The 23155-nt window shown below is 62.2% G+C and carries 20 protein-coding genes; 8 read left to right on the top strand and 12 right to left on the bottom strand.

What is annotated here, in order from left to right; genetic code table 11:
• Positions 1 to 43 precede the first annotated feature (43 nt).
• Positions 44 to 172, top strand: a complete 129-nt coding sequence (locus JN756_RS32155) for a hypothetical protein (RefSeq protein WP_256583796.1) — start codon at positions 44 to 46, stop codon at positions 170 to 172.
• 102 nt (positions 173 to 274) lie between these two features.
• Here the strand turns inward: JN756_RS32155 and JN756_RS25985 are convergent, their stop codons facing one another.
• The 7 genes from JN756_RS25985 to gap form a co-directional block, all read right to left on the bottom strand.
• Positions 275 to 2413 carry a methyl-accepting chemotaxis protein gene (locus tag JN756_RS25985; protein WP_057004548.1) on the bottom strand — a complete coding sequence of 713 codons (2139 nt, stop codon included), beginning with the start codon at positions 2411 to 2413 and terminating at the stop codon, positions 275 to 277.
• A 135-nt stretch (positions 2414 to 2548) separates the two neighbouring features.
• Complete coding sequence (locus JN756_RS25980; protein ID WP_057004547.1) at positions 2549 to 2950, bottom strand: YbaN family protein; 402 nt, start codon at positions 2948 to 2950, stop codon at positions 2549 to 2551.
• A gap of 160 nt (positions 2951 to 3110) precedes the next feature.
• Positions 3111 to 3719: a biliverdin-producing heme oxygenase gene (locus tag JN756_RS25975; RefSeq protein ID WP_201021482.1), complete on the bottom strand. Its 609-nt coding sequence runs from the start codon at positions 3717 to 3719 to the stop codon at positions 3111 to 3113.
• Between the two features lie 140 nt (positions 3720 to 3859).
• The gene (locus JN756_RS25970; RefSeq protein ID WP_201021481.1) at positions 3860 to 6424 is read right to left on the bottom strand and encodes a TonB-dependent receptor; all 2565 of its coding nucleotides are present in this window, start codon (positions 6422 to 6424) and stop codon (positions 3860 to 3862) included.
• A gap of 116 nt (positions 6425 to 6540) precedes the next feature.
• Positions 6541 to 7509, bottom strand: coding sequence for a FecR family protein (locus tag JN756_RS25965; RefSeq protein WP_046382226.1), 969 nt, complete (start codon positions 7507 to 7509; stop codon positions 6541 to 6543).
• Positions 7510 to 7583: 74 nt separating this feature from the next.
• The gene (locus JN756_RS25960) at positions 7584 to 8102 is read right to left on the bottom strand and encodes an RNA polymerase sigma factor (RefSeq protein WP_017846095.1); all 519 of its coding nucleotides are present in this window, start codon (positions 8100 to 8102) and stop codon (positions 7584 to 7586) included.
• Positions 8103 to 8300: 198 nt separating this feature from the next.
• Complete coding sequence (gene gap / locus JN756_RS25955) at positions 8301 to 9302, bottom strand: type I glyceraldehyde-3-phosphate dehydrogenase (RefSeq protein ID WP_057004545.1); 1002 nt, start codon at positions 9300 to 9302, stop codon at positions 8301 to 8303.
• Positions 9303 to 9523: 221 nt separating this feature from the next.
• On the opposite strand from gap, the gene edd reads away from it, so the two are divergent.
• From edd to JN756_RS25935, 4 genes are all read left to right on the top strand, one after another.
• Positions 9524 to 11350, top strand: a complete 1827-nt coding sequence (gene edd, locus JN756_RS25950) for a phosphogluconate dehydratase (RefSeq protein ID WP_046382228.1) — start codon at positions 9524 to 9526, stop codon at positions 11348 to 11350.
• Positions 11347 to 12306, top strand: coding sequence for a glucokinase (locus tag JN756_RS25945; protein ID WP_201021480.1), 960 nt, complete (start codon positions 11347 to 11349; stop codon positions 12304 to 12306). The genes edd and JN756_RS25945 overlap by 4 nt, the downstream gene beginning before the upstream one ends.
• A 123-nt stretch (positions 12307 to 12429) precedes the next feature.
• Positions 12430 to 13164, top strand: a complete 735-nt coding sequence (locus tag JN756_RS25940) for a response regulator (RefSeq protein WP_046382230.1) — start codon at positions 12430 to 12432, stop codon at positions 13162 to 13164.
• A 31-nt stretch (positions 13165 to 13195) separates the two neighbouring features.
• Positions 13196 to 14623, top strand: a complete 1428-nt coding sequence (locus JN756_RS25935; RefSeq protein WP_162231530.1) for an ATP-binding protein — start codon at positions 13196 to 13198, stop codon at positions 14621 to 14623.
• Between the two features lie 130 nt (positions 14624 to 14753).
• On the opposite strand, the gene JN756_RS25930 is transcribed toward JN756_RS25935, so the two are convergent.
• A complete protein-coding gene (locus JN756_RS25930) occupies positions 14754 to 15683 on the bottom strand; it encodes an AraC family transcriptional regulator (protein WP_057004543.1) in 930 nt (309 codons plus the stop codon).
• Positions 15684 to 16010: 327 nt separating this feature from the next.
• Here JN756_RS25930 and JN756_RS25925 point away from each other — a divergent pair, with 327 nt between their 5' ends.
• Together JN756_RS25925 and JN756_RS25920 are read left to right on the top strand one after the other, a co-directional pair.
• On the top strand, positions 16011 to 16352 hold the full coding sequence (locus JN756_RS25925) for an antibiotic biosynthesis monooxygenase family protein (protein ID WP_046382232.1): 342 nt from the start codon (positions 16011 to 16013) through the stop codon (positions 16350 to 16352).
• A gap of 41 nt (positions 16353 to 16393) precedes the next feature.
• On the top strand, positions 16394 to 16639 hold the full coding sequence (locus tag JN756_RS25920; RefSeq protein WP_017846087.1) for a hypothetical protein: 246 nt from the start codon (positions 16394 to 16396) through the stop codon (positions 16637 to 16639).
• Positions 16640 to 16765: 126 nt separating this feature from the next.
• On the opposite strand, the gene JN756_RS25915 is transcribed toward JN756_RS25920, so the two are convergent.
• The gene (locus JN756_RS25915; protein ID WP_046382233.1) at positions 16766 to 17398 is read right to left on the bottom strand and encodes a flavin reductase family protein; all 633 of its coding nucleotides are present in this window, start codon (positions 17396 to 17398) and stop codon (positions 16766 to 16768) included.
• Positions 17399 to 17591: 193 nt separating this feature from the next.
• Here JN756_RS25915 and JN756_RS25910 point away from each other — a divergent pair, with 193 nt between their 5' ends.
• Positions 17592 to 18347 carry a COG4705 family protein gene (locus JN756_RS25910; protein WP_057004542.1) on the top strand — a complete coding sequence of 252 codons (756 nt, stop codon included), beginning with the start codon at positions 17592 to 17594 and terminating at the stop codon, positions 18345 to 18347.
• A 116-nt stretch (positions 18348 to 18463) separates the two neighbouring features.
• Here the strand turns inward: JN756_RS25910 and JN756_RS25905 are convergent, their stop codons facing one another.
• The 3 genes from JN756_RS25905 to JN756_RS25895 all read right to left on the bottom strand — a co-directional run bounded on the left by JN756_RS25905 (position 18464) and on the right by JN756_RS25895 (position 23085).
• A complete protein-coding gene (locus tag JN756_RS25905) occupies positions 18464 to 19783 on the bottom strand; it encodes an MFS transporter (protein ID WP_046382234.1) in 1320 nt (439 codons plus the stop codon).
• 216 nt (positions 19784 to 19999) lie between these two features.
• A complete protein-coding gene (mifR, locus tag JN756_RS25900; protein WP_046382235.1) occupies positions 20000 to 21325 on the bottom strand; it encodes a two-component system response regulator MifR in 1326 nt (441 codons plus the stop codon).
• Complete coding sequence (locus JN756_RS25895) at positions 21319 to 23085, bottom strand: sensor histidine kinase (protein WP_169881536.1); 1767 nt, start codon at positions 23083 to 23085, stop codon at positions 21319 to 21321. The genes mifR and JN756_RS25895 overlap by 7 nt, the downstream gene beginning before the upstream one ends.
• Positions 23086 to 23155: the final 70 nt, after the last annotated feature.

The following is a 23155-nucleotide window of genomic DNA, read 5'->3' as shown; positions in this document are numbered from 1 at the left end:
TCGCGAAAAACTCAAGGACACCGCGTTCATCCAGGATTCACGCATGATCGTTGACGTTCTTCGCGAGCAAGCTCGCTCCTACAGCGAAAAACTCAAGGACACCGCGTTCATTCGGGATGCACGCGTGATCGAGGATGTAGCGGCGTTTGTCACGGCCTGGACCGGCCTGTAGGAGCGAGCTTGCTCGCGAAAAACTCAAGGACACCGCGTTCATCCAGGATGCACGCGTGATCGTTGATGTTCTTCGCGAGCAAGCTCGCTCCTACAGTGTTGTTTACACCCTGAACTGGTCCATCAACTTCATCTGTTGAGTCGCCAGTGCATTGAGTTGGCTGCTGATTGCCGCCGACTCGGTGGCCTGGCCGGTGAGGGTTTCGGTCACGGTGCGGATCGCCGACACATTGCGGTTGACCTCTTCGGCCACTGCGCTCTGTTGTTCGGCGGCGCTGGCGATCTGCAGGTTCATGTCGCTGATCACCGTCACCGCGTCGCTGATCTTGCCCAACGCCTGCACGGCCTGATGGATCTGTCCGGCATTGCTCTGGGCCTGCTGTTGGCTCGAATGCATGGTCGCCACCACTCCACGGGTGCCGCTCTGGATGCGTTCGATCACCTGGCGGATTTCCTCCACCGAATCCTGGGTGCGCTTGGCCAGGTTGCGTACTTCGTCGGCCACTACCGCAAACCCGCGCCCGCTTTCCCCGGCGCGTGCCGCTTCGATGGCAGCGTTGAGCGCCAGCAGGTTGGTCTGCTCGGCAATGCTGCGAATCACTTCCAGCACTGAACCGATCTGCTCGCTGTTGACGGCCAGTGCTTCGACTTCGCTTACGGCCTTGCTGACTTCGTCGGCGAGGGTGGTGATATCGCGGGTGCTCTGCTCGATGATCGACATGCCTTCGCGTGCCGACTGATCGGCCCCGCGCGCCGCGCTGGCGGCGTTGGAGGCGCTGTTGGCGACGTCATGGGCGGTGGCGCTCATTTCATTGGACGCCGTGGCCACCTGGTCGATCTCGCGGAACTGCACCTGCATGCCTTCGCTGGTCTGGCGTGCAATGGCCGAAGACTGGTCCGCCGTGCCACGGGCTTCGCTGATGCTTTGCTTGATCTGCGCGATGGTCGGTTGCAGCTTGTCGAGGAAACGGTTGAACCAGGTCACCAGTTCGCCCAGCTCGTCTTTCTTGGAGTAGGCCAGGCGCTGGGTGAGGTCGCCGTCGCCGCTGGCGATGTCCTTGAGCATGGCGGCCACGCTGTTGATCGGCCGGGTCACGCCGGTGGCGGTCAGCCAGACCAGCAGCAGGCCGAGCAATGCGGCGACGGCCGCGACCAGCAAGGCCTTGAGCGTGCCGCTGGCCTGGGCCTTGTCGAGTACGGCTTGCAGCTTGACGTTGTCGGCCAGCAGTACCGCCTTGGGCAGCTTGATCACTATGCCCCAGGACTTGGCGTCGGCAAGCGGTTTGACCGGGTACACCGCGCGGATGGTGTTGTCCTGTTCGAGAATCGTGCGGTTGTCGCTGCCCAGCAGTTGCACGATCTCTTTGCCTTCGGCGCCCAGGGTGTCGATCAGGTTCTTGCCGACCTTGGCCGGTTCGCCACTGTAGGCGGCGATCAAACCGGTGCTGGAGAGAATCTCCAACTGCGCCATACCGTTGAACAGGTCTTTCTGCGCGGCATCGGTGCTGGCTTGCAAGGCATTGAGGGCAATGTCGACGCCCAGGACGCCGATGAGTTTGCCGTCCACCAGCAACGGCAGGGCGATGGTGGTCATCAGTACAAGCTTGCCGCCCACCGTGTCTTCATACGGGTCCAGCAGGCAAGCGCGACGGGTGTCCCGTGGGCAGGTGTACCAGATGTTGTAGGGGGTGCCGTTGAGGTTGAGGGTGGTTTTGTTCAGGTCCTCTTCGACCATGATGGTGTTCAAGCCTTCGCCGCCGGCGCGGCTCCAGTAGCTGGAGAAACGGCCTTTATCGTTGGAGACACGCGCCTTGTCGTCGACAAACTCACTGTCCTTGCCATCCAGCGCATTGGGCTCGAACGACATCCATATCCCCAGCACCTTGCTGTTGCGTTCAAACGCGGTTTTCAGGCTCTGGTTGAGTTCTTCACGCAGCGCGCCGGGTTCGAGGGAGCGCTTGGCGGCCAGGGTGCGCAGGTCTTTGACCTGGTCGGCGAGGGCGGTCAGCGCCACCAGGCTGTCGCCGAAGGTTCGCTGCAGTTGTACCGCCTGTTCGGCAGCCTTGGCTTGCAGCAGTTGTTGCACACTGGCGGTGAGCATCCGTGAGCTTGAGTCGCTGACCAGCGCATTGTTCTGCGCGGTATTGTAAATATTCATGCCGACCACCAGCGCAATCACTCCCAGCAGGCAGAGGCCGGACAGCAGCACGATTTTCAAGCGGATGGAGAGGGTATCGAACATAGGTTCACTCACGGATGGGCTTGTTGGTATGCGAGCCGGGCCAAGTCCATTCGGCGCCTTATCCGGAGCATCGGCGTAGCCAGGGGTTTCATGAGAGGGAGGCGATGAACGGTAGGAAAACGCCTACATCCCGCGTTATACGGGGCGTGCAAGCCGTTCCGGGCGGGACCATATCCACAGGTTGCCCAGGCTCATTCCGGCGATGGTCAGGTAGATCGGCCAGCCGTGATCGAGCGTCAGCAGCATCAGTAGGGCACAGAGCAGCATGCTGACGGTGGCGCTGATTTTGGCGCGGCGCGCAATGATCTTGCCGTTGCGCCAGTTGAACAGGATCGGCCCGAACAGGCGGTGGTTTTCCAGCCAGGCGCTGAGGCGCGGCGAGCTTTTGGTGGCGGCCCAGGCAGCCAGCAGGATGAATTCGGTGGTGGGCAAACCCGGCACGACAATCGCCACCAACCCGATACCCAGGCTGACGTAGGCCAGCAGGCCGAAGAGGAGCCGGGCGATTCTCGAGGTGGATGGGGATTTGCCGGTCATGGGTGTGTGCAAGTCGGGGAAAACAATTATTCAGCTTGGCGTGAGATCCAAGTGTGGGGGGGGCGTGTCAGCCACCACTTTCATGGCTGACCCATCCCTATCGGGAGCAAGTCGAAACGTCGCACCGCCCCTCCCACCGAATACGCATTTCAATCGAATATCAGGCCAGCTCAGGGGCGGAAGCGTATGCCTGTTCGAGCAACACCGTGAAGCGCATAAACGCATTGAGCGCACCTTTTTCCACATCGGCTTCTTCTTCGGCGCTGAATTCCAGGCCGTCGAGGGTGCGGGTGAAGCGCTTCCAGCCGTCGGCGCGGCCGCCGGCCGGCTCGCCGAGGTGGCGGGCGCCGAAGGTTTCGCTCAGGCCCAGGGCCACGGCGCGCTTGATCAGGAACGCCGCGCCCAGCTTGGAGCCTTCGGAGACGAACAACCACCCCAGGGCTTCGGCTTGGCTCGGGTTCTGCACGGCGCCGGGGACGGCGGCCGGCACGTCAGTGTCCAGGTCGGCCAGGTCCAGTCTGGCGGCGTCGGCGCGGCAGCGCTCGGCCAGGTCGGGGACGATCTTGATCAGCGCGGCATCGTTGTACAGCGCCACCAGTTCCGATTGGAACAGGTACTGCGCCACCACGAAGCGCGCGAAGTTGGGCTGGGTTTCAAACGGCGCGTGCGCCTTGACCAGCGCATCGAGCCGGGTGTGCGGCTCGCTGGTGATCTGGTTCAGGCGCTGGGAGCGCAGGCTTGGGCGTTCTGCGGAAGGCGAAGCGGTCATGACAAAGTCCTTGTGAAGGGAGCGCCGTGTTGCCCTGAGGCATGGCTGGGCGGTTAGTAACTAGACGAACAAGAAGACGCGGCACAGTAAAAAATCCTCACCTCGCCGGTGATTGATTCCGGCGAGGCGAGGCGGATTGATCAGATGTCCCAGATCACATTGATCGCAAAGTTGCGACCGGGCTGGGTCAGGCGGTCGAGGTTGGCCGGGCCGGTGACACCGGCTTCGCCGACGCTGTCGTAGCTGCGCACGTCATCCCAGTTCCAGTACTTCTTGTCGGTCAGGTTGTAGAGGCCGGCGTTGAGGGTCACGTCGTGGGTGACTTTATAGAAGCCGGTCAGGTCGAGGATGCCGAAGCCTGGGGTCTTGAACGGGCCGTTGGCGCTGTCGCCGTCGGGCGCGAAGAAGGTCTTGCTGTCGACACGGTCTTGTTTCTTCACCAGGGTCCAGCTCAGCAGGCCACCGTAGTTGTCCTGTTCGTAACCCAGGCCGAATACGCCTTTGAGTGGGTTGACGCTGTTCAGTGGCTCGCCGCTGTCGTCGTTGCGCCCGTAGGCGTAGGCAATCGACCCCTGGGTATACAGGCCCTGAGGCGCCCCGAAGGCGTCGAGGTTCAAGCGGCCCTTGGCTTCCGCGCCCTTGATGGTTGCGCGCTTGATATTGACGGCCTGGAACTGTTCGACGGTGCCGCCGACGACCGCGTTGTCTTCGTCGATAAAGTCGCGGTACTTGTTGTAAAACACCGCGATGTCGAAGGAGCCTGCGGCGAACTTGCCGCGAATCCCGGTTTCGATGCCTTTGCTGGTTTCCGGCTTGAGGTCGGGGTTGGGCTCGACGGTGTAGCCCAGGTTCAGGTTTTCAAAGCGTCCGTACAGCGCCTTGGCCGAGGGGGTGCGGAAGCCTTCGGCGTATTGGCCAAACAGGGTGTAGTGATCGGTCAGGGCATACGTCAGGCCAAACTTGGGGGTGACACGGTGCCAGGTTTTTTCCTTGTCGCTCACCGGGTATTGGCCGGTCGGGTTGACGGTACTGAGGAACGCTTGAGTCAGCTTGGGTTTGAGCTGGGTGTAGTCATAACGCAGGCTGGGCAGGAAGGTCCATTTGTCCCAGGCAATCTGGTCCTGGGCAAACAACGAATAGGTGTTGATGGTCGGGTCGGGGAAGTCGCTGGCCTTCTTCACGCTGTCGCTGGCCGTTGGGCTGGGCGCGCCAATGGCTGTGCAACCGGCGCCGACGGCAAGGCAAGTGGCCGCGCCCTCGCGGGAGCCGGTGACTTTCTGCTGCTTGAGCGTGGTGCCGTAGGTCACTTGGTGATCGGTTTCGCCGACGCTGAATGCCTTGTCCAGCTGGGCATCGAATACCCACTGTTTTTCTTCATAAAGCGTGTCGCGGGTGCGCAATACCCGACGGCCGGCCTGGTAGATTTCTGCGGTGCTCTGGTCGGTCTTGGCGATCTGGTAATTGAGGCTGGTCTTGATGCGATCGGTCACGGGCGAGTCGAGGGCGAAGGTGTTTTCCAGGCCGAAACGTTCGCGGGTGATGGTGTCGTTGCCTCGGCGATCACGGTAGAGATTGAAACCTTGACCACCGACGAACGGGCCACCCACGGCATTCTTCAGGTTGACGTCGCGATCGTCCTTGTACTTCTCGTAAGTCAGGCCCAGACGGTTGTCATCGCCATAGTTCCAGCCCAGTTTGGCCAACACGTTGGTGGTGCGCGCCTCCTCGGGGTTGGCGCCGGTGCGGGCCAGGCCGGTGGCGTTGTTGCCGTCGTAGGCTTCGGTTTCATGGCCGTTGCGCTGGCTCAGGTGCAGCAAACCGTCGACGTCCTGTACGCGACCGGCGACGGTGGCGGAGGTCAGCCAGCTCTCGTCGGCGGAGCTGTAGCCGGTCTTGAGGCGGGCGCCGACGTCCTGGCCGGGCTTGATGATGTCGTCCGGGTCGAGGGTGAAATAGCTCACCGCGCCGCCGATGGCGCTGCTGCCGTACAGGGCCGACGCCGGGCCGCGCAGGATTTCCACGCGCTTGACGATTTCCGGGTCGACGTAGTTGCGACGGGTCTTGGCGTAGGGGCCGTTGAAGAAGTTGTCCGGCACTTCCACGCCATCGACCTGGGTGAGGATGCGGTCGCCGTCGATACCGCGAATGTTGTAGCCCGCATTGCCGGCACGGGTGCCGGCGCCACCGACCGAGACGCCGGGCTCGTAACGCACCAGCTCGCGGATCGTGTTGACGTTCTGGCGGTCCAGCGTTTGGCGATCATGCACGCTGACGGTGTTCGGTACGCTGTTGACGTCCTGCTCGTTACGGGTGGCGCTGATGGTCACCTGTTGCAGGTTGAGGACACCGCCGGCAGCGCGCTTTTCCAGGACGATGTTGCTGTTGCCGAGTTTGCGGTAGCCCAGGTTGGTCCCCACCAACAAGCGCTCCAGGGCTTTTTCCGGCGACAGCGCACCGCGCACGCCAGGGGACGACACGCCCTGGCCCAGCTCCGCCGGCAGGCCGACTTGCCAGCCGGTCACGGCGGTGAAGGCATTGAGTGCCGAAACCAGTGGCTGCTGTTCGATGCTGAAGCTGTAGTTGCCGTGGCTGCGGGCGGTCGGTTCGGCGGCGGCGACCGTCAGCGGGGTACCGGCCAGCAGGAGGGCGGCGGTCAGCAAGGACAGCACGGGTGAAGAAGACCGGCGATTGAAACGAGAGGACATCGAGAGCGCTCCGGAAGTACGAGTCTTATAGTTGCGCACTGGTTCAAATAGGAATCAGTTGCATTGGCTAAGACGAGACGTACAGCCGAGGTCTATCGAGTAAAAATAATTCTCATTTAGTTCAGGATCACCAAGGCCGGGTATTCAGAGAGCTTGGCCGAGGTGATGTGGGCCAGGGAACGCACTACGTCCAACGGTTGGTCGAGACGGTAGTTGCCGGTGACGGCGACGCTGGCGAGTTGGTCGTTGGTGTTGACGATCCAGCCGGGGTAGTAGCGGCGCAATTCGGCGAGCACTTCGCTCATCGGGCGGTTTTCGAAGATCAGCCGGCCCTGGACCCAGGCCAGGTCCTTGTTGGCGTCGAGCCTGGCGGGTTGACCGAAGCCCTTGGGACCGATGCGGATGCTTTGCCCAGCGCTCAGGCGCACGCGGGCATCGTCGAAGGTGTTGCTCAGGTCGACGTCGCCGCGCTGCACCTGCACCTGCGCTTCGCCGTTGAGGTAGCGCACGGCGAATGCGGTGTCGCGCACGCTGGCGCGCACCGGGCCGGCGTCGACTTCCAGGGGCAGGCCGCGGTTGGGCGTTACCTCGAAAAACGCTTCGCCTTGGTAGAGGCGGGCGATGCGCTGGTGATCCCGGGTGGTGCTGGAGAATGCCGAATCGGTGTTCAACAGGACGTTCGAGCCCTCATCCAATTGCAGGCGCTGGCGCTCACCCACCACGGTGAGGTGGTCGGCTTGCAGACGTACCGGCAGGTTGCTGAAGCTGAACAGCCCGAGCATCAACACGGCGGCGGTGGCCAGTGGTTTCCAATGCGGTTTGATACGGCGCCAGGCCCCGGGTTTGCGCGGTGCGGCCAGCGCGACGGCGGCGCTGTGGACGGGCGCCCCGCCCCAGGCGGCCTGGGCTTTGCCGAAGGCACGGACGCGTGCCGGATCGCCGGCCAGCCAGGCTTCGAACGCGGCCTGCTGCCCGGGTTGCGGGCACTGCAAGGCGATCAGCCAGTCGAGGGCCTGGTCCATCGCCGGGTCTTGCAACACCTCATGAGCCAGCGCGTGGGGGCGCAGTTTATTCGGGTCGGTCACGGTGTGCCTCGGGTCTTCGCCACGTTCTATTTATCTTTCCTACAGCCTGGGTCGACATTTCTGTCGGGTGAAGCTTAAGGCTGATCCAGCCGTTCGGCCACACCTACACAGATGGCCATGATCAATTTCAGTTCCTTTTGCACCGTGCTCAAGGACACTTCCAATTGATCGGCAATCTCCTGGTAACTGCAACCGTGCAGGCGGCTGAGGATGAAAATCCGTTGCTGGCGGGCACTCAATTGGCCGAGGCTGATGCTCAGGTGCTCAAGCAGTTGCTCGGCCTGGGTCGCGTCTTCGGGCGTGCTGATGGGGGCGGCGACGCTTTGCAGGACGTCCAGCGGGACATCTTCCTGCAGTGTGCGCGCCTGTATCCTGCGGGAACGCAAGTGATCCAGCGCGAGGTTGCGCGCGGTCTGGTAGACGAAGGGTTCGAGGTGATCGATCGGCCGCTCGCCCAGGGCCCGGGTCACGCGCAGGTAGGTTTCCTGCAACAGGTCCTCGGCGGTGCTGTGGTTGTTCACCATCCGCTGCAAGGTGCGTAGCAGAATCACCCGTTGGGTGAGAAAGACTTGGTTGAAGCGAGATTGGCTCACAGCGATACCGGACCGATTTGTAGTTAATGATAATGCGTATCATCAGCACAAATGGCAAGTGGCTGTTTCTCTGGGCCTCTACCGATCAAATGTGGGAGCGGCTTGCTCCCGATTACGGAATGTCAGTCAACACATGCATGACTGATACACCGCCATCGGGAGCAAGTCGAACCGTCGAGCCGCCCCTCCCACAAAAGATTATTCGGCGTTGCAGAGCGCCAGGCAGTTGTCCAGCATGCGGTTGGAGAAGCCCCACTCGTTGTCGTACCAGGCCAGCACTTTCAGCAGTTTGCCGCTGGACTTGGTGTGGTTGGCGTCGAAGATCGACGACAGCGGGTTGTGGTTGAAGTCACTGGAAACCAGCGGCAGGGTGTTGTAGCCGAGGATCTTCGAGTGCTGGCTGGCTTCCTTGAGCAGCGCGTTGACTTCCTCGGCGGTAGCGTCTTTCTTCAACTGCACGGTCAGGTCCACCAGCGATACGTTGATCACCGGCACCCGCACGGCCATGCCGGTCAGCTTGCCCGCCAGTTCCGGCAGCACCAGGCCGACCGCTTCGGCGGCGCCGGTCTTGCTCGGGATCATGTTCTGGGTGGCCGAGCGCGCGCGGTAGGGGTCGGTGTGGTAGACGTCGGTCAGGTTCTGGTCGTTGGTGTAGGCATGGATGGTGGTCATCAGGCCGCTTTCGATGCCCAGCTCGCGGTGCAGCACCTGGGCCACGGGTGCCAGGCAGTTGGTGGTGCAGGAAGCGTTGGAGATGATCTGGTGGGATTGACGCAAAATGTCATGATTTACCCCGTAGACCACGGTGGCATCCGCGCCTTTGGCCGGGGCAGAGATGATCACCTTGCGCGCGCCGGCGCTAATATGGGCAGCAGCCTTGGCCCGGTCGGTGAACAGGCCGGTGCATTCGAACACCACGTCGATATTGTGCGCAGCCCAGGGCAGCTCGGCCGGGTTGCGAATGGCACTGACGGCGATCCGGTCACCATTGACGGTCAGGCTTTCCTGATCGTGCGCGACCTCTGCATCGAAAGTACCGTGGACGGTGTCGTACTTGAGCAGGTGGGCATTGATCGAGCTGTCGCCCAAGTCATTGATCGCGACGATCTGCAAATCCTGGCGATAGCCTTGGGTATACAGTGCGCGCAGGACATTGCGGCCGATACGGCCAAAACCATTGATTGCGATTCGAAGAGTCATTGAAGAGTGCCTGTCGTCGATTTGTTGTAAGAATTACAAGATTATTCGCATAAAAATAGAAAACAAGCCTTTTTAGTGGCAATATTTTGTTCAATCTACAACGAGTGACCTGAATCAACTGGTCCGATGATCCAAACGACTCTCTGCCATCCCATGTGCCGCGGGCGTTTGATCAGCATAGACACTCAGGTCGCCACATCCGTTAGCCTGGAGTTCTACACATGCATCCCCGCGTTCTTGAGGTCACCGATCGGCTTATCGCCCGCAGTCGTGCAACCCGTGAGGCTTACCTTGCGCTCATTCGCGGCGCCGCCAGCGACGGCCCGATGCGCGGCAAGCTGCAATGCGCCAACTTTGCCCACGGCGTGGCCGGTTGCGGCACCGAAGATAAAAATAGTCTGCGTATGATGAATGCCGCCAACGTGGCAATTGTTTCGTCATATAACGACATGCTCTCGGCGCACCAGCCGTATGAACATTTCCCGGACCAGATCAAAAAAGCCCTGCGCGAAGTCGGCTCGGTCGGCCAGTTCGCCGGCGGCACGCCCGCCATGTGCGACGGCGTGACCCAAGGCGAGCCGGGCATGGAGCTGAGCCTGCTCAGCCGTGAAGTCATCGCCATGTCCACGGCGGTAGCGCTGTCCCACAACATGTTCGACGCTGCGCTGATGTTGGGCATCTGCGACAAGATCGTCCCCGGCCTGATGATGGGCGCCCTGCGCTACGGCCATCTGCCGATGATCTTCGTTCCTGGCGGGCCAATGCCGTCGGGCATCTCCAACAAGCAGAAGGCCGACGTGCGCCAGCGCTACGCCGAAGGCAAGGCCAGCCGCGAAGAGCTGCTGGAGTCGGAGATGAAGTCCTACCACAGCCCCGGCACCTGCACCTTCTATGGCACCGCCAATACCAACCAGTTGCTGATGGAAGTGATGGGCCTGCATTTGCCCGGCGCCTCGTTCGTCAACCCGTACACGCCGCTGCGTGACGCGCTGACCCGCGAAGCCGCGCATCAGGTCACGCGCCTGACCAAGGCCAACGGCAACTTCACGCCGATCGGCGAGATCGTCGACGAAAAATCCATCGTCAATGCCATCGTTGCGCTCAACGCTACCGGTGGTTCCACCAACCACACCCTGCACATGCCGGCCATCGCCATGTCGGCGGGGATCATCCTGACCTGGCAGGACATGGCCGACCTCTCCGAGGTGGTGCCGACCCTGTCCCACGTCTATCCAAACGGCAAAGCCGACATCAACCACTTCCAGGCGGCGGGCGGCATGTCGTTCCTGATCCGCGAACTGCTCGAAGCCGGCCTGCTTCACGAAGACGTCAACACCGTGGCCGGCAAAGGCCTGAGCCGCTACATCCAGGAACCGTTCCTGGTCGACGGCGAACTGATCTGGCGCGACGGCCCGATCGAAAGCCTCGACGAAGCCATCCTGCGCCCGGTGGCCCGCGCGTTCTCGCCCGAAGGTGGCTTGCGCGTGATGCAAGGCAACCTCGGCCGTGGCGTGATGAAAGTCTCCGCCGTGGCCCCCGAGCACCAGGTTGTCGAAGCCCCAGCGGTGGTGTTCCAGGACCAGCAAGATCTGGCCGATGCGTTCAAGGCCGGTCAGTTGGAAAAAGACTTTGTCGCGGTGATGCGCTTCCAGGGGCCGCGCTCCAACGGCATGCCCGAATTGCACAAGATGACGCCGTTCCTCGGCGTGTTGCAGGACCGTGGCTTCAAAGTGGCGCTGGTAACGGACGGGCGCATGTCCGGCGCGTCGGGTAAGATCCCCGCCGCGATCCATGTCAACCCCGAAGCCCAGAGCGGCGGGCCGCTGGCACGGGTGCGCGATGGCGATATCATTCGTGTGGATGGCGTCAAAGGCACCTTGGAGCTTAAGGTGGACGCCGAAGAATTTGCAGCGCGCACACCTGCCACGGGCCTGTTGGGCAATAACGTGGGGGCCGGTCGCGAGCTGTTTGCATTTATGCGCTTGGCCGCAAGCTCCGCAGAGCAAGGCGCCAGCGCCTTTACCTGTGCCTTGGAGACGCTTAAGTGAAGCTTGCGCTGGTCGGTGATATTGGCGGTACCAACGCCCGGTTTGCGTTGTGGCGGGATCAGGCACTGCATTCGATCCGGGTGCAGGCCACCGCGGATCATAAAAGCCCTGAGGACGCGATCAAGGTCTACCTCAAGGAAGAAGGCCTGGCGATCGGCGACGTCGGCGCGGTGTGCCTGTCGGTGGCCGGGCCGGTGAGCGGTGATGAATTTAAATTCACCAACAACCACTGGCGCCTGAGTAAGACTGCGTTTTGCAACACCTTGCAGGTGGATGAACTGCTGCTGGTCAATGACTTCTCGGCCATGGCCCTGGGCATGACCCGCTTGAAGCCCGACGAATTCTGCGTGGTCTGCCCTGGCACGCCGGAACCGTTGCGCCCGGCGGTGGTGATCGGTCCGGGCACCGGCCTGGGCGTCGGCACCTTGCTCGACCTGGGCGGCGGCCGTTGGGCCGCGTTGCCGGGGGAGGGCGGCCATGTCGACCTGCCCCTGAGCAGCCCGCGGGAAGCCCAGCTGTGGCAGCACATTTACAATGAGATCGGCCATGTCAGCGCCGAAAGCGCCTTGAGTGGTGCAGGTTTGCCACGGGTGTATCGGGCGATCTGTGCGGTGGATGGTCACTCGCCGGTGCTGGATACGCCGGAAGCGATCACGGCGGCAGGCCTGGCCGGCGACCCGGTGGCGATGGAAGTGTTGAACCAGTTCAGTATCTGGCTGGGCCGCGTAGCCGGTAACAACGTCCTGACCACCGGCGCACGGGGCGGTGTGTATATCGTCGGCGGGGTGATCCCGCGGTTTGCCGACTTCTTTATCCACAGCGATTTTGCCAAGAGCTTCAGTGACAAAGGCTGCATGAGCGACTATTTCAAGGGCATTCCGGTATGGCTGGTGACGGCGCCGTATTCCGGGTTGACCGGGGCGGGTGTGGCGCTTGAACAGGCATTCGCCATGTAGGAGCGAGCTTGCTCGCGAAGAACGTTGACGATAACGAAGCGCATCAGGTGATACGCGGCAGCCTCAGGATTTTCGCGAGCAAGCTCGCTCCTACAGCATGGCCATAACAACAAGGAGGACCCCGTGAGCGTAATCAGTAAATCGATTCTCCTCGTCGACGACGACCAGGAAATCCGCGAATTGCTGCAAACCTACCTCAGTCGCGCCGGTTTCCAGGTGCGTGGCGTGCCGGACGGTGCGGGGTTCCGTCAGGCGATGGACGAGGCGCCGTGCGACCTGGTCATCCTCGATGTGATGTTGCCGGACGAAGACGGCTTCAGCCTGTGTCGCTGGATTCGCCAGCACCCGCGCCAGGCGCAGGTGCCGATCATCATGCTCACCGCCAGTTCCGACGAAGCCGACCGTGTGATCGGCCTGGAGCTGGGCGCCGACGACTACATCGGCAAGCCTTTCAGCCCCCGCGAGTTGCAGGCGCGGATCAAGGCACTGTTGCGCCGCTGCCAGTTCGGCCAGGAGCGCGGCGGCAATGGCGACGTGTTGGCGTTCGATGAATGGCGCCTGGACACGATCAGCCACCGACTGTTTCACGTCGACGGTGAAGAGGTGATCCTCTCCGGGGCCGACTTTGCCCTGCTCAAGCTGTTTCTCGACCACCCGCAACAGATCCTCGACCGCGACACCATCGGCAACGCCACCCGTGGCCGCGACCTGATGCCGCTCGACCGGATCGTCGACATGGCCGTCAGCCGCCTGCGCCAACGTCTGCGCGATACGGAAAAACCGCCGAGGCTGATCCGCACCGTGCGCGGCAGCGGTTATCAACTGGCAGCCAGCGTGGTTGCCGGCAGTGTCCACTGAACACCTGAGCGAACGTCGCCGCCGCTTCCCGGTGCCGCGCTCGCTGCTCGGGCGCATGCTCCTGCTGACGCTGCTCGCGGTGCTGTTCGCCCAGGCGCTGTCCAGCGTGATCTGGGTCTCGCAATTGCGCGCCACCCAGCTCGAAGGCCTGGTCACCAGCGCCCGCAGCCTGGCGCATTCGATGACGGCCAGCGTGAGCTATTTCCGTTCGTTGCCGGTGGCTTATCGCCCGTTGGTCCTCGACCAATTGCGCAGCATGGGCGGCACTCGGTTTGTGGTGACGCTCAACGACCGCCCGCTGGACATGGCGATCTTGCCGCAGACCCCGCGCAAGCAAGCGGTGCTCAAGGCGGTCGATGAAGTGTTGCGCCAGACCTTGGGCGCCGATGTGCATATCTCGGTGGAATTCGTCAGCGCCGAAGACCTGCGCATCTTCAATGCCGGGTTGAAACTCGATGAGCTGCCACGCTCCTGGGCGCATTACGCGCTGACCCTGGAACCGGTGAACCCGCCCGTGCTGGTCACCCAGATCCAACTCGCCCCCGGCGAATGGCTGTACATCGCCTCGCTGTTGCCCGAGCCGTACACCAGCCTCGAAGAACAAGGTCTGCCGTCGCAGCAAGTGTGGTTTATCGTGCTGACCAGCGGCTTTTTGCTGCTGTTCATCGGCCTGTTGGTCCACTGGCAGAGCCGGCCGCTCAAGCGCCTGGCGCGGGCGGCGCGGGACATGTCGCTGGGCGCCGACGTGGAGCCGGTGGCCGAAGGCGGCGGCAGTGAAGTGGTCGAAGTGGGGCGCGCCTTCAATGCCATGCGCGAGCGCATCAGCCGTTACCTCACCGAGCGCAGCCAGTTGTTCAGTGCAATTTCCCACGACTTGCGCACACCGATCACACGCCTGCGCCTGCGGGTTGAATTGCTTGAAGATGAAAACCTGCAAACCAAATTCGGCCGCGACCTGGACGAGTTGGAGTTGCTGGTCAAAGGTGCGCTGCAATGCGTGAAAGACACCGACATCCACGAAAACATCGAGCCGGTGGACCTCAACCATGTGCTCGACTGTCTGGTGGAACCGTACCTGGCGCCCAACGGCAACGGCCGCGTGACCCAGCATGGGCGCGCGTTGGCGCCGTACCCGGGCAAGCCGCTGGCGCTCAAGCGCTGCATCGGCAACCTGATCGACAACGCATTGAAATACGGGCAGAACGCCCATTTGCATATCGAGGACGATGGCGCGGAGTTCATCCTGCACGTCGACGACGAAGGCCCCGGCGTGCCGGAACAGCGCCTGGAGCAAGTCTTCGAACCGCACTTCCGCCTCGCCGGCCAGCAGCAGGGCTACGGCCTGGGCCTGGGCATCGCGCGCAACATAGCGCACAGCCATGGCGGCGAAGTGAGTTTGCAGAATTTGCGCGAGGGTGGCTTGCGGGTCACCTTGCAACTGCCCCGCACCCTCGACTAAGCAGCGCCGCCGATCAAATGTGGGAGGGAGCTTGCTCCCGATAGCGGTGCAACAGTCAGCTTATCTTTAGCTGACTCACTGCCATCGGGAGCAAGTCGAACCACCCCTCCCACATCTGATCGGCAGTGAATCACACGCTCTGACGCAACCTGGCCAAATCCCGCAGCGGCGGCGCACCAAACAGCCGGCTGTATTCGCGGCTGAACTGCGACGGGCTTTCATACCCCACCCGATACCCCGCCGCGGAGGCTTCCAGCCCTTCGGCAAGCATCAGCCGCCGCGCCTCCTGCAAGCGCAACTGCTTCTGGTATTGCAGCGGGCTCATCGCGGTGATGGCCTTGAAGCGGTGGTGCAAGGTCGAGACGCTCAGGTTCACTTCCCTGGCCAGGTCATCGATGCGCAGCGGTTGTTCGTAGTTGCCATTGAGCCATTTGATCGCCTGGCTGACCCGATGACTCTGACTGTTGGCTACGGCAATTTCATACAGCCGATAGCCCTGCGGCCCACGTAACAAGCGGTAGAGAATTTCACGGTTGATCAACGGCGCCAGCATGGCGATGTCTTTGGGCGAATCGAGCAAGCGCGTCAAGCGCAGTACGGCGTCGAGCAGTTGGTTGTCGAGGCGGTCGACGTACATCCCACGCGCAGTCGGGCGCGATGGCACGCCCATCGGTCCGGCTTCTGCGATCAGGGCGGTGAGCTGCGCCGGGTCGATGTTGATGCGGATCGACAGGTTCGGGTCTTGCGCGGTGGCATCGATGATCCGCCCGGCCACGGGCATCGACACCGAAAACACCAGGTAATTGAGCGGGTCATAGGCGAAGATTTCATCGGCCAGGCGCACTTCCTTGCGGCCATTGGCCAGGATGCACAAGGCGGGCTCCACCAGCACCGGGCTGAAGTCGCGCGGGGTGTTGTGGCGGTTCAGGAACAGTGACGTGATCGCCGTACCGTAGGAGCCGTCTTCCCAGGTATGCCGACGCACGATGCTGGCCAGTTCGGCGCGCTGTTTTTCCATCTCGGCATCGAGGGGCACGGGCTTAGGTTCGGGCGACGACATAGGGCGTCCTCTGCAGGCTTCTTTGATGGGCTCAGCTTAGCGGTGGCGGTGCAAACCGTGTTATGTCGATTCTGCTCGATCCTTGCCTGATCCTGCGAAGCTGCGTGAATCAGGCAAGCGCGGCGGTTGTCACGTCCCTGAAACAAGGCGTTTGCCGGTGGAATAAAACCGGCGGGCAATCGTCCTGTCTACGCTTTTCGCAGGATTGTGCAATAAGCCGGCAGGAATCGACTAACCGCGCCTCGACCCGCGCCGTTATCTTTGATCCTGTGGCAACACACCCTCACAGTGTTTGCCGAGCATCACTTCTCAACGGGAGAGTCGAACATGTCCACCCCCATTCCCGCGAGCCATATGGCCTTTATCCGCGCCCGTAGCGGCTGCAGCACCGAACTCGGTGCTCGTTTGAGCAGTTTGATCGAACCGGGCCGTCAGGCTCAGGGTTGCCTGCAATTTTCGTTGCAGCATTCCCAGGTCGACCCCGATGTCTGGCTGGTCTCGGGCCTCTGGAGCAGCGAGCAGGCGATGAGTGCCTACTTCAACTCGCCAGCCCTGATGATCTTCACCGAGCTGTTGAACGACGCAGTCGTTCGCAGCATGGATTTCCAGACCTTCACCGATGCATCCGCCGCCAGTGCTTACGGCGAGTACCTGCAACTCGCCGGTTAGGGTTTAGAATGGCCGACTTTCCATTGGCCAGGACCTGCAACATGGCACGTAAACAATTTGCCCACCACGAAGCCGTTTCCGCCGTAGTACCGGGCGAAGGGGGCTACAGCGCCGCCGTCGCCGTCAAGGCACTCGATGGCATGGGCGCACCGCAGTTTCACAAGATCCTGGATGGACAGAAGTTCAAGACGGCATCCGATGCCGATGATGCGGCGACGCTGCACCTTGAGTTGTTGACCGACGTCGACGCAGAAGGTCAGTTGACCTGGGCGACTGCCACAAACTAACGCACGCCGCTGATCTAATGTGGGAGGGGGCTTGCCCCCGATGGAGGTGTGTCAGTCAGCCTATCTGTAGCTGAAACACTGCTATCGGGGGCAAGCCCCCCTCCCACATTTTTTATTGCATTGCAGTCAGGCTTGGGTGACGCCTGGGCGATACATTTTGAACAGCGCCTCGGGGCCCAGTTGGAAGTAATCCGCCGGGCCGCCGCCACGCAGGATCGGCTCGGCGGCGGCGGTGTCGTAGATCCCATCCTTGAGCAGCCACTTGGCAATATGCACCGCGACCACCTCGCCCAGCACCAGCCAGCTGGGTACCAGCACATGGTCGGCACGCTGCAACTGAATGATCTGCGTGACCTTGCACTCGAACGCCACCGGGCTCTCGCCCACCCGTGGCACGCCGACGATCTTCGAGGCCACCGGCGTCAGGCCGGACAACTCGAACTCATTCACCTGCGGCGGCACGGCGGCACAGCTCTGGTTCATCTGCTCGGCCAACGGACGGGTGGCCAGGTTCCACACAAACTCGCCGGTCTGTTCGATGTTGTTCAGGCTGTCTTTGCGCCCGACACTGGAAAACCCGATGATCGGCGGAATGTAGTTGAACGCATTGAAGAAACTGTAGGGCGCCAGGTTCAGGTGGCCCTCACTGTCGTGGGACGAAATCCAACCGATCGGTCGCGGGCCGACGATGGCGTTGAACGGGTCATGGGGCAGGCCGTGGCCCTTGGCGGGTTCGTAGTAGTAGCTGTCGTCAGACATGGCTGGGGTTCCTGCTGCGCTTCTCTGGGAGGCCGTCATAGTGCAAGCCATGGCGGCGAATTTCCATCGACCCTATGGAATTTTCATTCAGCGCCCACCTATTTTTCACAGCGTCCCGTTCAGTCTGCGCGCGCGGTCGACACCCCCTATAAGTCGGCCCATTGATAGATTGAGCTTCGGAGCCTTCCACTGCATGAACAAACTTCCTCAGATCACCCTGGCGTTCTGGGTCATGAAAATCTGCGCAACCACCCTGGGCGAAACCGCCGGGGATTTGCTGTCGATGACCCTTAACGTCGGTTACGCCATCAGCTCGATGATCCTGATCAGCGTGTTCCTGGTCACCCTGGTGACGCAACTCTGGTCGAAAGCCTACAACCCGGTGCTGTACTGGATCGTGATCCTGTCCACCAGCACCGCCGGCACCACCATGTCCGACTTCATGGACCGCAGCCTCGGCCTGGGCTACGCCACGGGGTCGATGATCCTGATCGTGATCCTGATGATCATCTTCGCGTTGTGGCACCTCAGCGGTGATTCGCTGAACGTGAACAAGGTGCAGACCTTTCGCGGCGAGTTGTTCTACTGGATGGCGATCCTGTTCTCCAACACCTTGGGCACCGCCCTCGGCGACTTCCTTGCCGACGATTCCGGGCTCGGCTTCGCTGGTGGCGCGTTGTTGATCGGCTCGACCATCGCAGTGGTGGTGGCGCTCAAGTACTTCACACGGATCTCGTCGGTGTTGCTGTTCTGGGTGGCGTTCGTGTTGACCCGGCCGTTTGGTGCGACCCTGGGCGACTTCCTGACCAAGCCCCATGCCAAGGGCGGGCTGGACTTCGGCACCATCGGTTCGTCGGCGGTGTTGGCGGCGGTGCTGGTGGTGATGATTATCGGGGCGTCGTATGCGCAGCGGCGCTATGTGCGGCGCGAAGTGGCAGAGTTGTCCTGATTCCACATGTGAGAGGGGGCTTGCTCCCGATGGCGGTGGGTCAGCTTGAGACAAGTTGACTGATACACCGCGATCGGGAGCAAGCCCCCTCCCACATTCGTGACTGCGTTCGGCGGTTAGTTCGTGGTGATCCGCGAGTGCTTGCGGGTGTCTTTCATGGTCACGTAGACCACCAACGACACCGCGATACATGCGGTCACGTACCAGTAGTAGCCGGTTTCCATGCCGATGCTCTTGAACCACAGCGCGATGTATTCAGCGGTGCCGCCGAAGATCGATACGGTCAGCGCATACGGCAGGCCCACGCCCAGCGCGCGGATTTCGGTGGGGAACAGCTCAGCCTTCACCACCGCGTTGATCGAGGTGTAGCCGCTGACGATGATCAGCGCCGCCATGATCAGGAAGAACGCGCCCCACCAGGTCTGGATGGTGTGCAAGGTGGTCAGGATCGGCACGGTGAACAGCGTGCCGAGGATGCCGAAGGCGATCAGGATCGGACGGCGGCCGACTTTGTCCGACAGCGCGCCGACCAGGGGTTGCAGGCACATGAACAGAAACAGCGTCGCCGCCGAGATGGTGGTGGAGTCGGAAATGCTCATGCCGACGGTGTTCACCAGGTACTTCTGCATGTAGGTGGTGTAGGTGTAGAAGGCCAAGGTGCCGCCCATGGTCAGGCCGACCACGGTCATCAGTTCCTTGGGGTGGCGCATCAAGGTACGCATTGCGCTTTCCTTGGCTTTTTCCTTCTTGGTGAACGACTCGGTTTCTTCCATGCCGCGACGCAGGTACAGCGCGACCACTGCACACAGGGCGCCGATGGCGAACGGGATACGCCAGCCCCAATCGTACAGTTGCTCGGTGGTGAGCACTTGTTGCAGCACGATCAGCACCGCCAGGGCTATGAGCTGGCCGGAGATCAGGGTCACGTACTGGAAGCTGGAGAAGAAACCGCGACGCTCCTTGGTCGCCATTTCACTCAGGTAAGTGGCCGAGGTGCCATATTCGCCACCCACCGACAAGCCTTGCAGCAGACGGGCGAACACCAGCAGGATCGGTGCGCCGACGCCGATGGTTTCATAACCCGGGCTCAGGGCGATGATCAGCGAGCCGAAGCACATCAGCAGCACCGAGGCCATCAACGCGGCCTTGCGACCGGCGCGGTCGGCATACAGGCCCATCAGCCAGCCGCCGATCGGGCGCATCAGGAAGCCCACGGCGAAGATCGCAGCGGTGTTGAGCAGTTGGGCGGTGGTGTCGCCTTTCGGGAAGAAGGCTTTGGCGAAGTACAGCGAGAACGCCGCGTAGACGTACCAGTCGTACCACTCGACCATGTTGCCGACCGATCCGCTGAAGATCGATTTGATGCGGCTGGTGGTGGTGCGTTCTTTCGCCGGCGCAGCCGCCGACCCCAGAGGCAAAGTATTGGAGTTATCCATTGAAGGAACCTTCAGATAGTTGTTTTTATGGAGCGTGCCTGAGCACAGCCTGACTGGGGCTATAGCAGGAACTGTGCCAGGTGGGGGAAGGCCCGATCTAGAAGGGTTTGCAGCTTTTTTTGAGCGGAAAGCCGCCGATGGTTCTGGGGTGGATGAGCGGAAATCCGCTTATGACGTGCCTGCGATGGCGTCTTTGAAAACACCACAAAGAACGCCCTAGAGAAACATCTCGCGCACCAACCCATGCCGCTGCATTTTCTCGTTGAAGGTGCGCCGGGGCAGTTGCAGCTCGGCCAGTACCGCCTTGATATCGCCTTTGTGTCGGGTCAGTGCGGCTTTCAGGCAGTGGGCCTCGAAGGCTTCCTGTTGCGCCGCCAATGATTGCCCGGCCTCGATGCCTTCGGGCTCCGGTTCGCCCAGCCCCAGCACCTGGCGTTCGGCGACGTTGGCCAGTTCGCGCACGTTGCCCGGCCAGTCATGGCTGAGCAGGCGCCCCAGTTGCGCGCCACTCAGCGGTTCAACGCTGCGGCCCAGGCGTTCGGCGGCGCTTTGCGCAAAGTGATCGAACAGCAGCGGTATATCTTCACGGCGCTCGCGCAGGGGCGGCAGGCGCAGTTGTGCGACGTTCAGCCGATAGGCCAGGTCTTCGCGAAAACGTCCGGCGCGGGCTTCTTCCAACAGGTCCGGTTTGGTCGCAGCGATGATGCGCAGATCGACGTGGATGCTCTGATTGGAGCCCAGGCGCTCTAACTTCTGCTCCTGCAACACCCGCAGCAATTTGACTTGCTGGGCCAGGGGCATGCTTTCGATTTCATCCAGAAACAGCGTGCCGCCGTGGGCGTATTCCAGCTTGCCGATACGCTTGCCCTGAGCGCCGGTAAACGCGCCGCTCTCGTGGCCGAACAGCTCGGCTTCAAACAGCTGCTCGGGGATTGCCGCGCAATTGAGCGCGACAAAGGCTTTCTTCGCCCGCGGGCCGAAGTCGTGCAGGCAGCGGGCGACCAGTTCCTTGCCGCTGCCGGTCTCGCCGCGGATCAGCACATTGACCGGCAACGTCGCCAGGTCGAGCACCTGGCGGCGCAGGTTCTGCATGCTGCGGGACACGCCCAGCAGGCTGTTTTCCAGTTGTGTCCGATAATCGGCCTGTTGATGCAGGCGGCGGTTTTCCAGGATCAGCCTACGTTTATCGAGGGCGCGACGCAGGCTGTTGAGCAGGGCTTCGGGGCTGAAGGGTTTTTCCAGGAAGTCGTAGGCCCCGTCGCGCATGGCCTCGACGGCCATCGGCACATCGCCATGGCCGGTCAGCAGGATCACCGGTAAGTCGGCGTCGCGCCGCCGCACTTCGGCCAGCAGTTCCAGGCCGCTGAGGCCGGGCATACGCACGTCGCTCAACACCACCCCGGGAAAGTCCTTGGGCAGTTGCGCCAGGCAGGCCTCGGCGCGACTGAACAATTGCACGTCAAATCCCGACAGGCTCAACCATTGCTCAACGGCTGTGCGAATGCTGGCTTCGTCATCGACCACAATCACCGCATTCAACATAGCTCCGGCGTCTCCAGCGCGATAGGCAGGGTCAGGGTAAACACCGCGCCGTCGCCACGGTTAGCGACGCACAGGCGTCCACCCAGTTCATGCACGATAGCGTAGGACACCGCCAGCCCCAAGCCGAGTCCATCACCCACGGGCTTGGTGGTGAAGAACGGGTCGAACACGCTGTTCAGGTGTTCTTCGGCGATGCCGCCGCCGCTGTCGCTGACGGTCAGTTGCCACAGTTGCTCATCGGCGTGCAGGCGGATTTCCAGGCGTTTGCGCGGCTTGTTGGCCATGGCGTCGAGGGCATTGCGCAACAGGTTGATCAGTACCTGTTCCAGGCGGATCGCGTCGCCACGGACCCAGGCGGGGCGGGTCAGGTCCAGCACGGTGCCGATGCCTTCATCGCGCAGGCGCGCGTCGAGCAGTTGCAGGGCCTGGTCGACCACACTGGCAAGGTCCAGGCGCTCGCGCAGGCCGCTGGGGCTTTTGCGGGCGAAGGTCTTGAGGTGGCCGGTCAGCGCGGCCATGCGGGTGAGCATGTCGTCCAGTGGTGTGAGCGCCTTGTAGGCATCTTCCACGCGGCCATGGTCGAGCAGCAGGCGCAGGGTCGCCAATTGCATGCGCTGTGCGGTCAGCGGCTGGTTGATTTCATGGGCGAGTGCGGCAGACATCTGCCCCAGCGCCGCCAGCTTGGCCGATTGCACCAAACCATCCTGGGCCGTGCGCAGGGCCTGGGTGCGCTCCTCGACAAGCTGTTCGAGCTCTTCGCGGCTGCGCTGGCGCATGCGGGCCAGGCGCCAGCGCTGGGTCAGGAACAGCACCAGGAACACCAGCGCCAGCCATGAACCGGCGGCGGCGAGGCCGGCGTTGCGTTGGTCTTCGAAGGCGAACTGGGGTTTGCGCAGCAGGTGCAAGGTCCAGCCTTCGCCCTTCAGCGGCAGGGATTCCCAGATGTACCGGGCGTTGCCGTCGGGGCCGTTGACGCGCATCAGGTGGCTGTTTTCGTCGAAACGCTGCAGGGTCTGGGTCTCCAGCGATTGCAGCTGTTTCTTGTCGTACTGGCGGGTGGCCGTGAGTTCGGCGAGGTCGCTGGCCGACAGCGGGCGCAGGTTGCGATAACGCCAGCCCGGCTGGTTGGCAATAAACACAATGCCGCGCGCATCGCTGACCAGCAGCAGGTCGTTGCCCTGTGCCCATTCGCGCTCGAGTTCGGGGAACTCCAGTTTGACCACCATCGCGCCGAGGAACTGCTCGTGTTCATCGAGCACCGCGCTGGATAGGAAATACCCCGGCACGCCGGTGGTCACCCCAACCGCATAAAAGCGCCCGGTGCCCTGGCTCAGGGTCTGCCTGAAATATGGCCGGAACGCATAATTGTGCCCGACGTAACTGCTCGGCAGCTTCCAGTTGCTCGCGGCCACGGCCAGGCCGGTGCGGTCCATCAGTTCCAATGTGGAGGACTGCGCGGCGTTGTTGATACGTTCCAGTTTACGGTTGAGCAGGTCCTGGGTCGCGGCATCCAGCGGGCTTTTCAACGCGCTGATCATTTCCGAATCCAGTGCCAGCACGGCGGGCAGGGCGCGGTAGCGTTCGATCAGGGTGTGCAGCGAGTTGGCGTACAGCGCTAATTGCTGATTGGCACGGGCGGCATCGTCCACCAGGGCCTGGCGTTCAGCGTGGCGGGTGGCCAAGGCAGCGGCCAGCACCGCACCGGCGATGATCAACAGGGAGTAGAAGGTCAGGCGCAGGGGGCGAGGGATCGCGATCATACGGAGATGAACAGCTGCAATTAGGGGGGAGCACCATAGCATGCGCGATAAAAAAGGCGACTGGGCTGTG

It is taken from the genome of Pseudomonas sp. Y39-6 (assembly GCF_023651955.1).
GTDB lineage: Bacteria > Pseudomonadota > Gammaproteobacteria > Pseudomonadales > Pseudomonadaceae > Aquipseudomonas > Aquipseudomonas veronii.
This window is presented reverse-complemented; position numbering and strand designations above follow the sequence as displayed.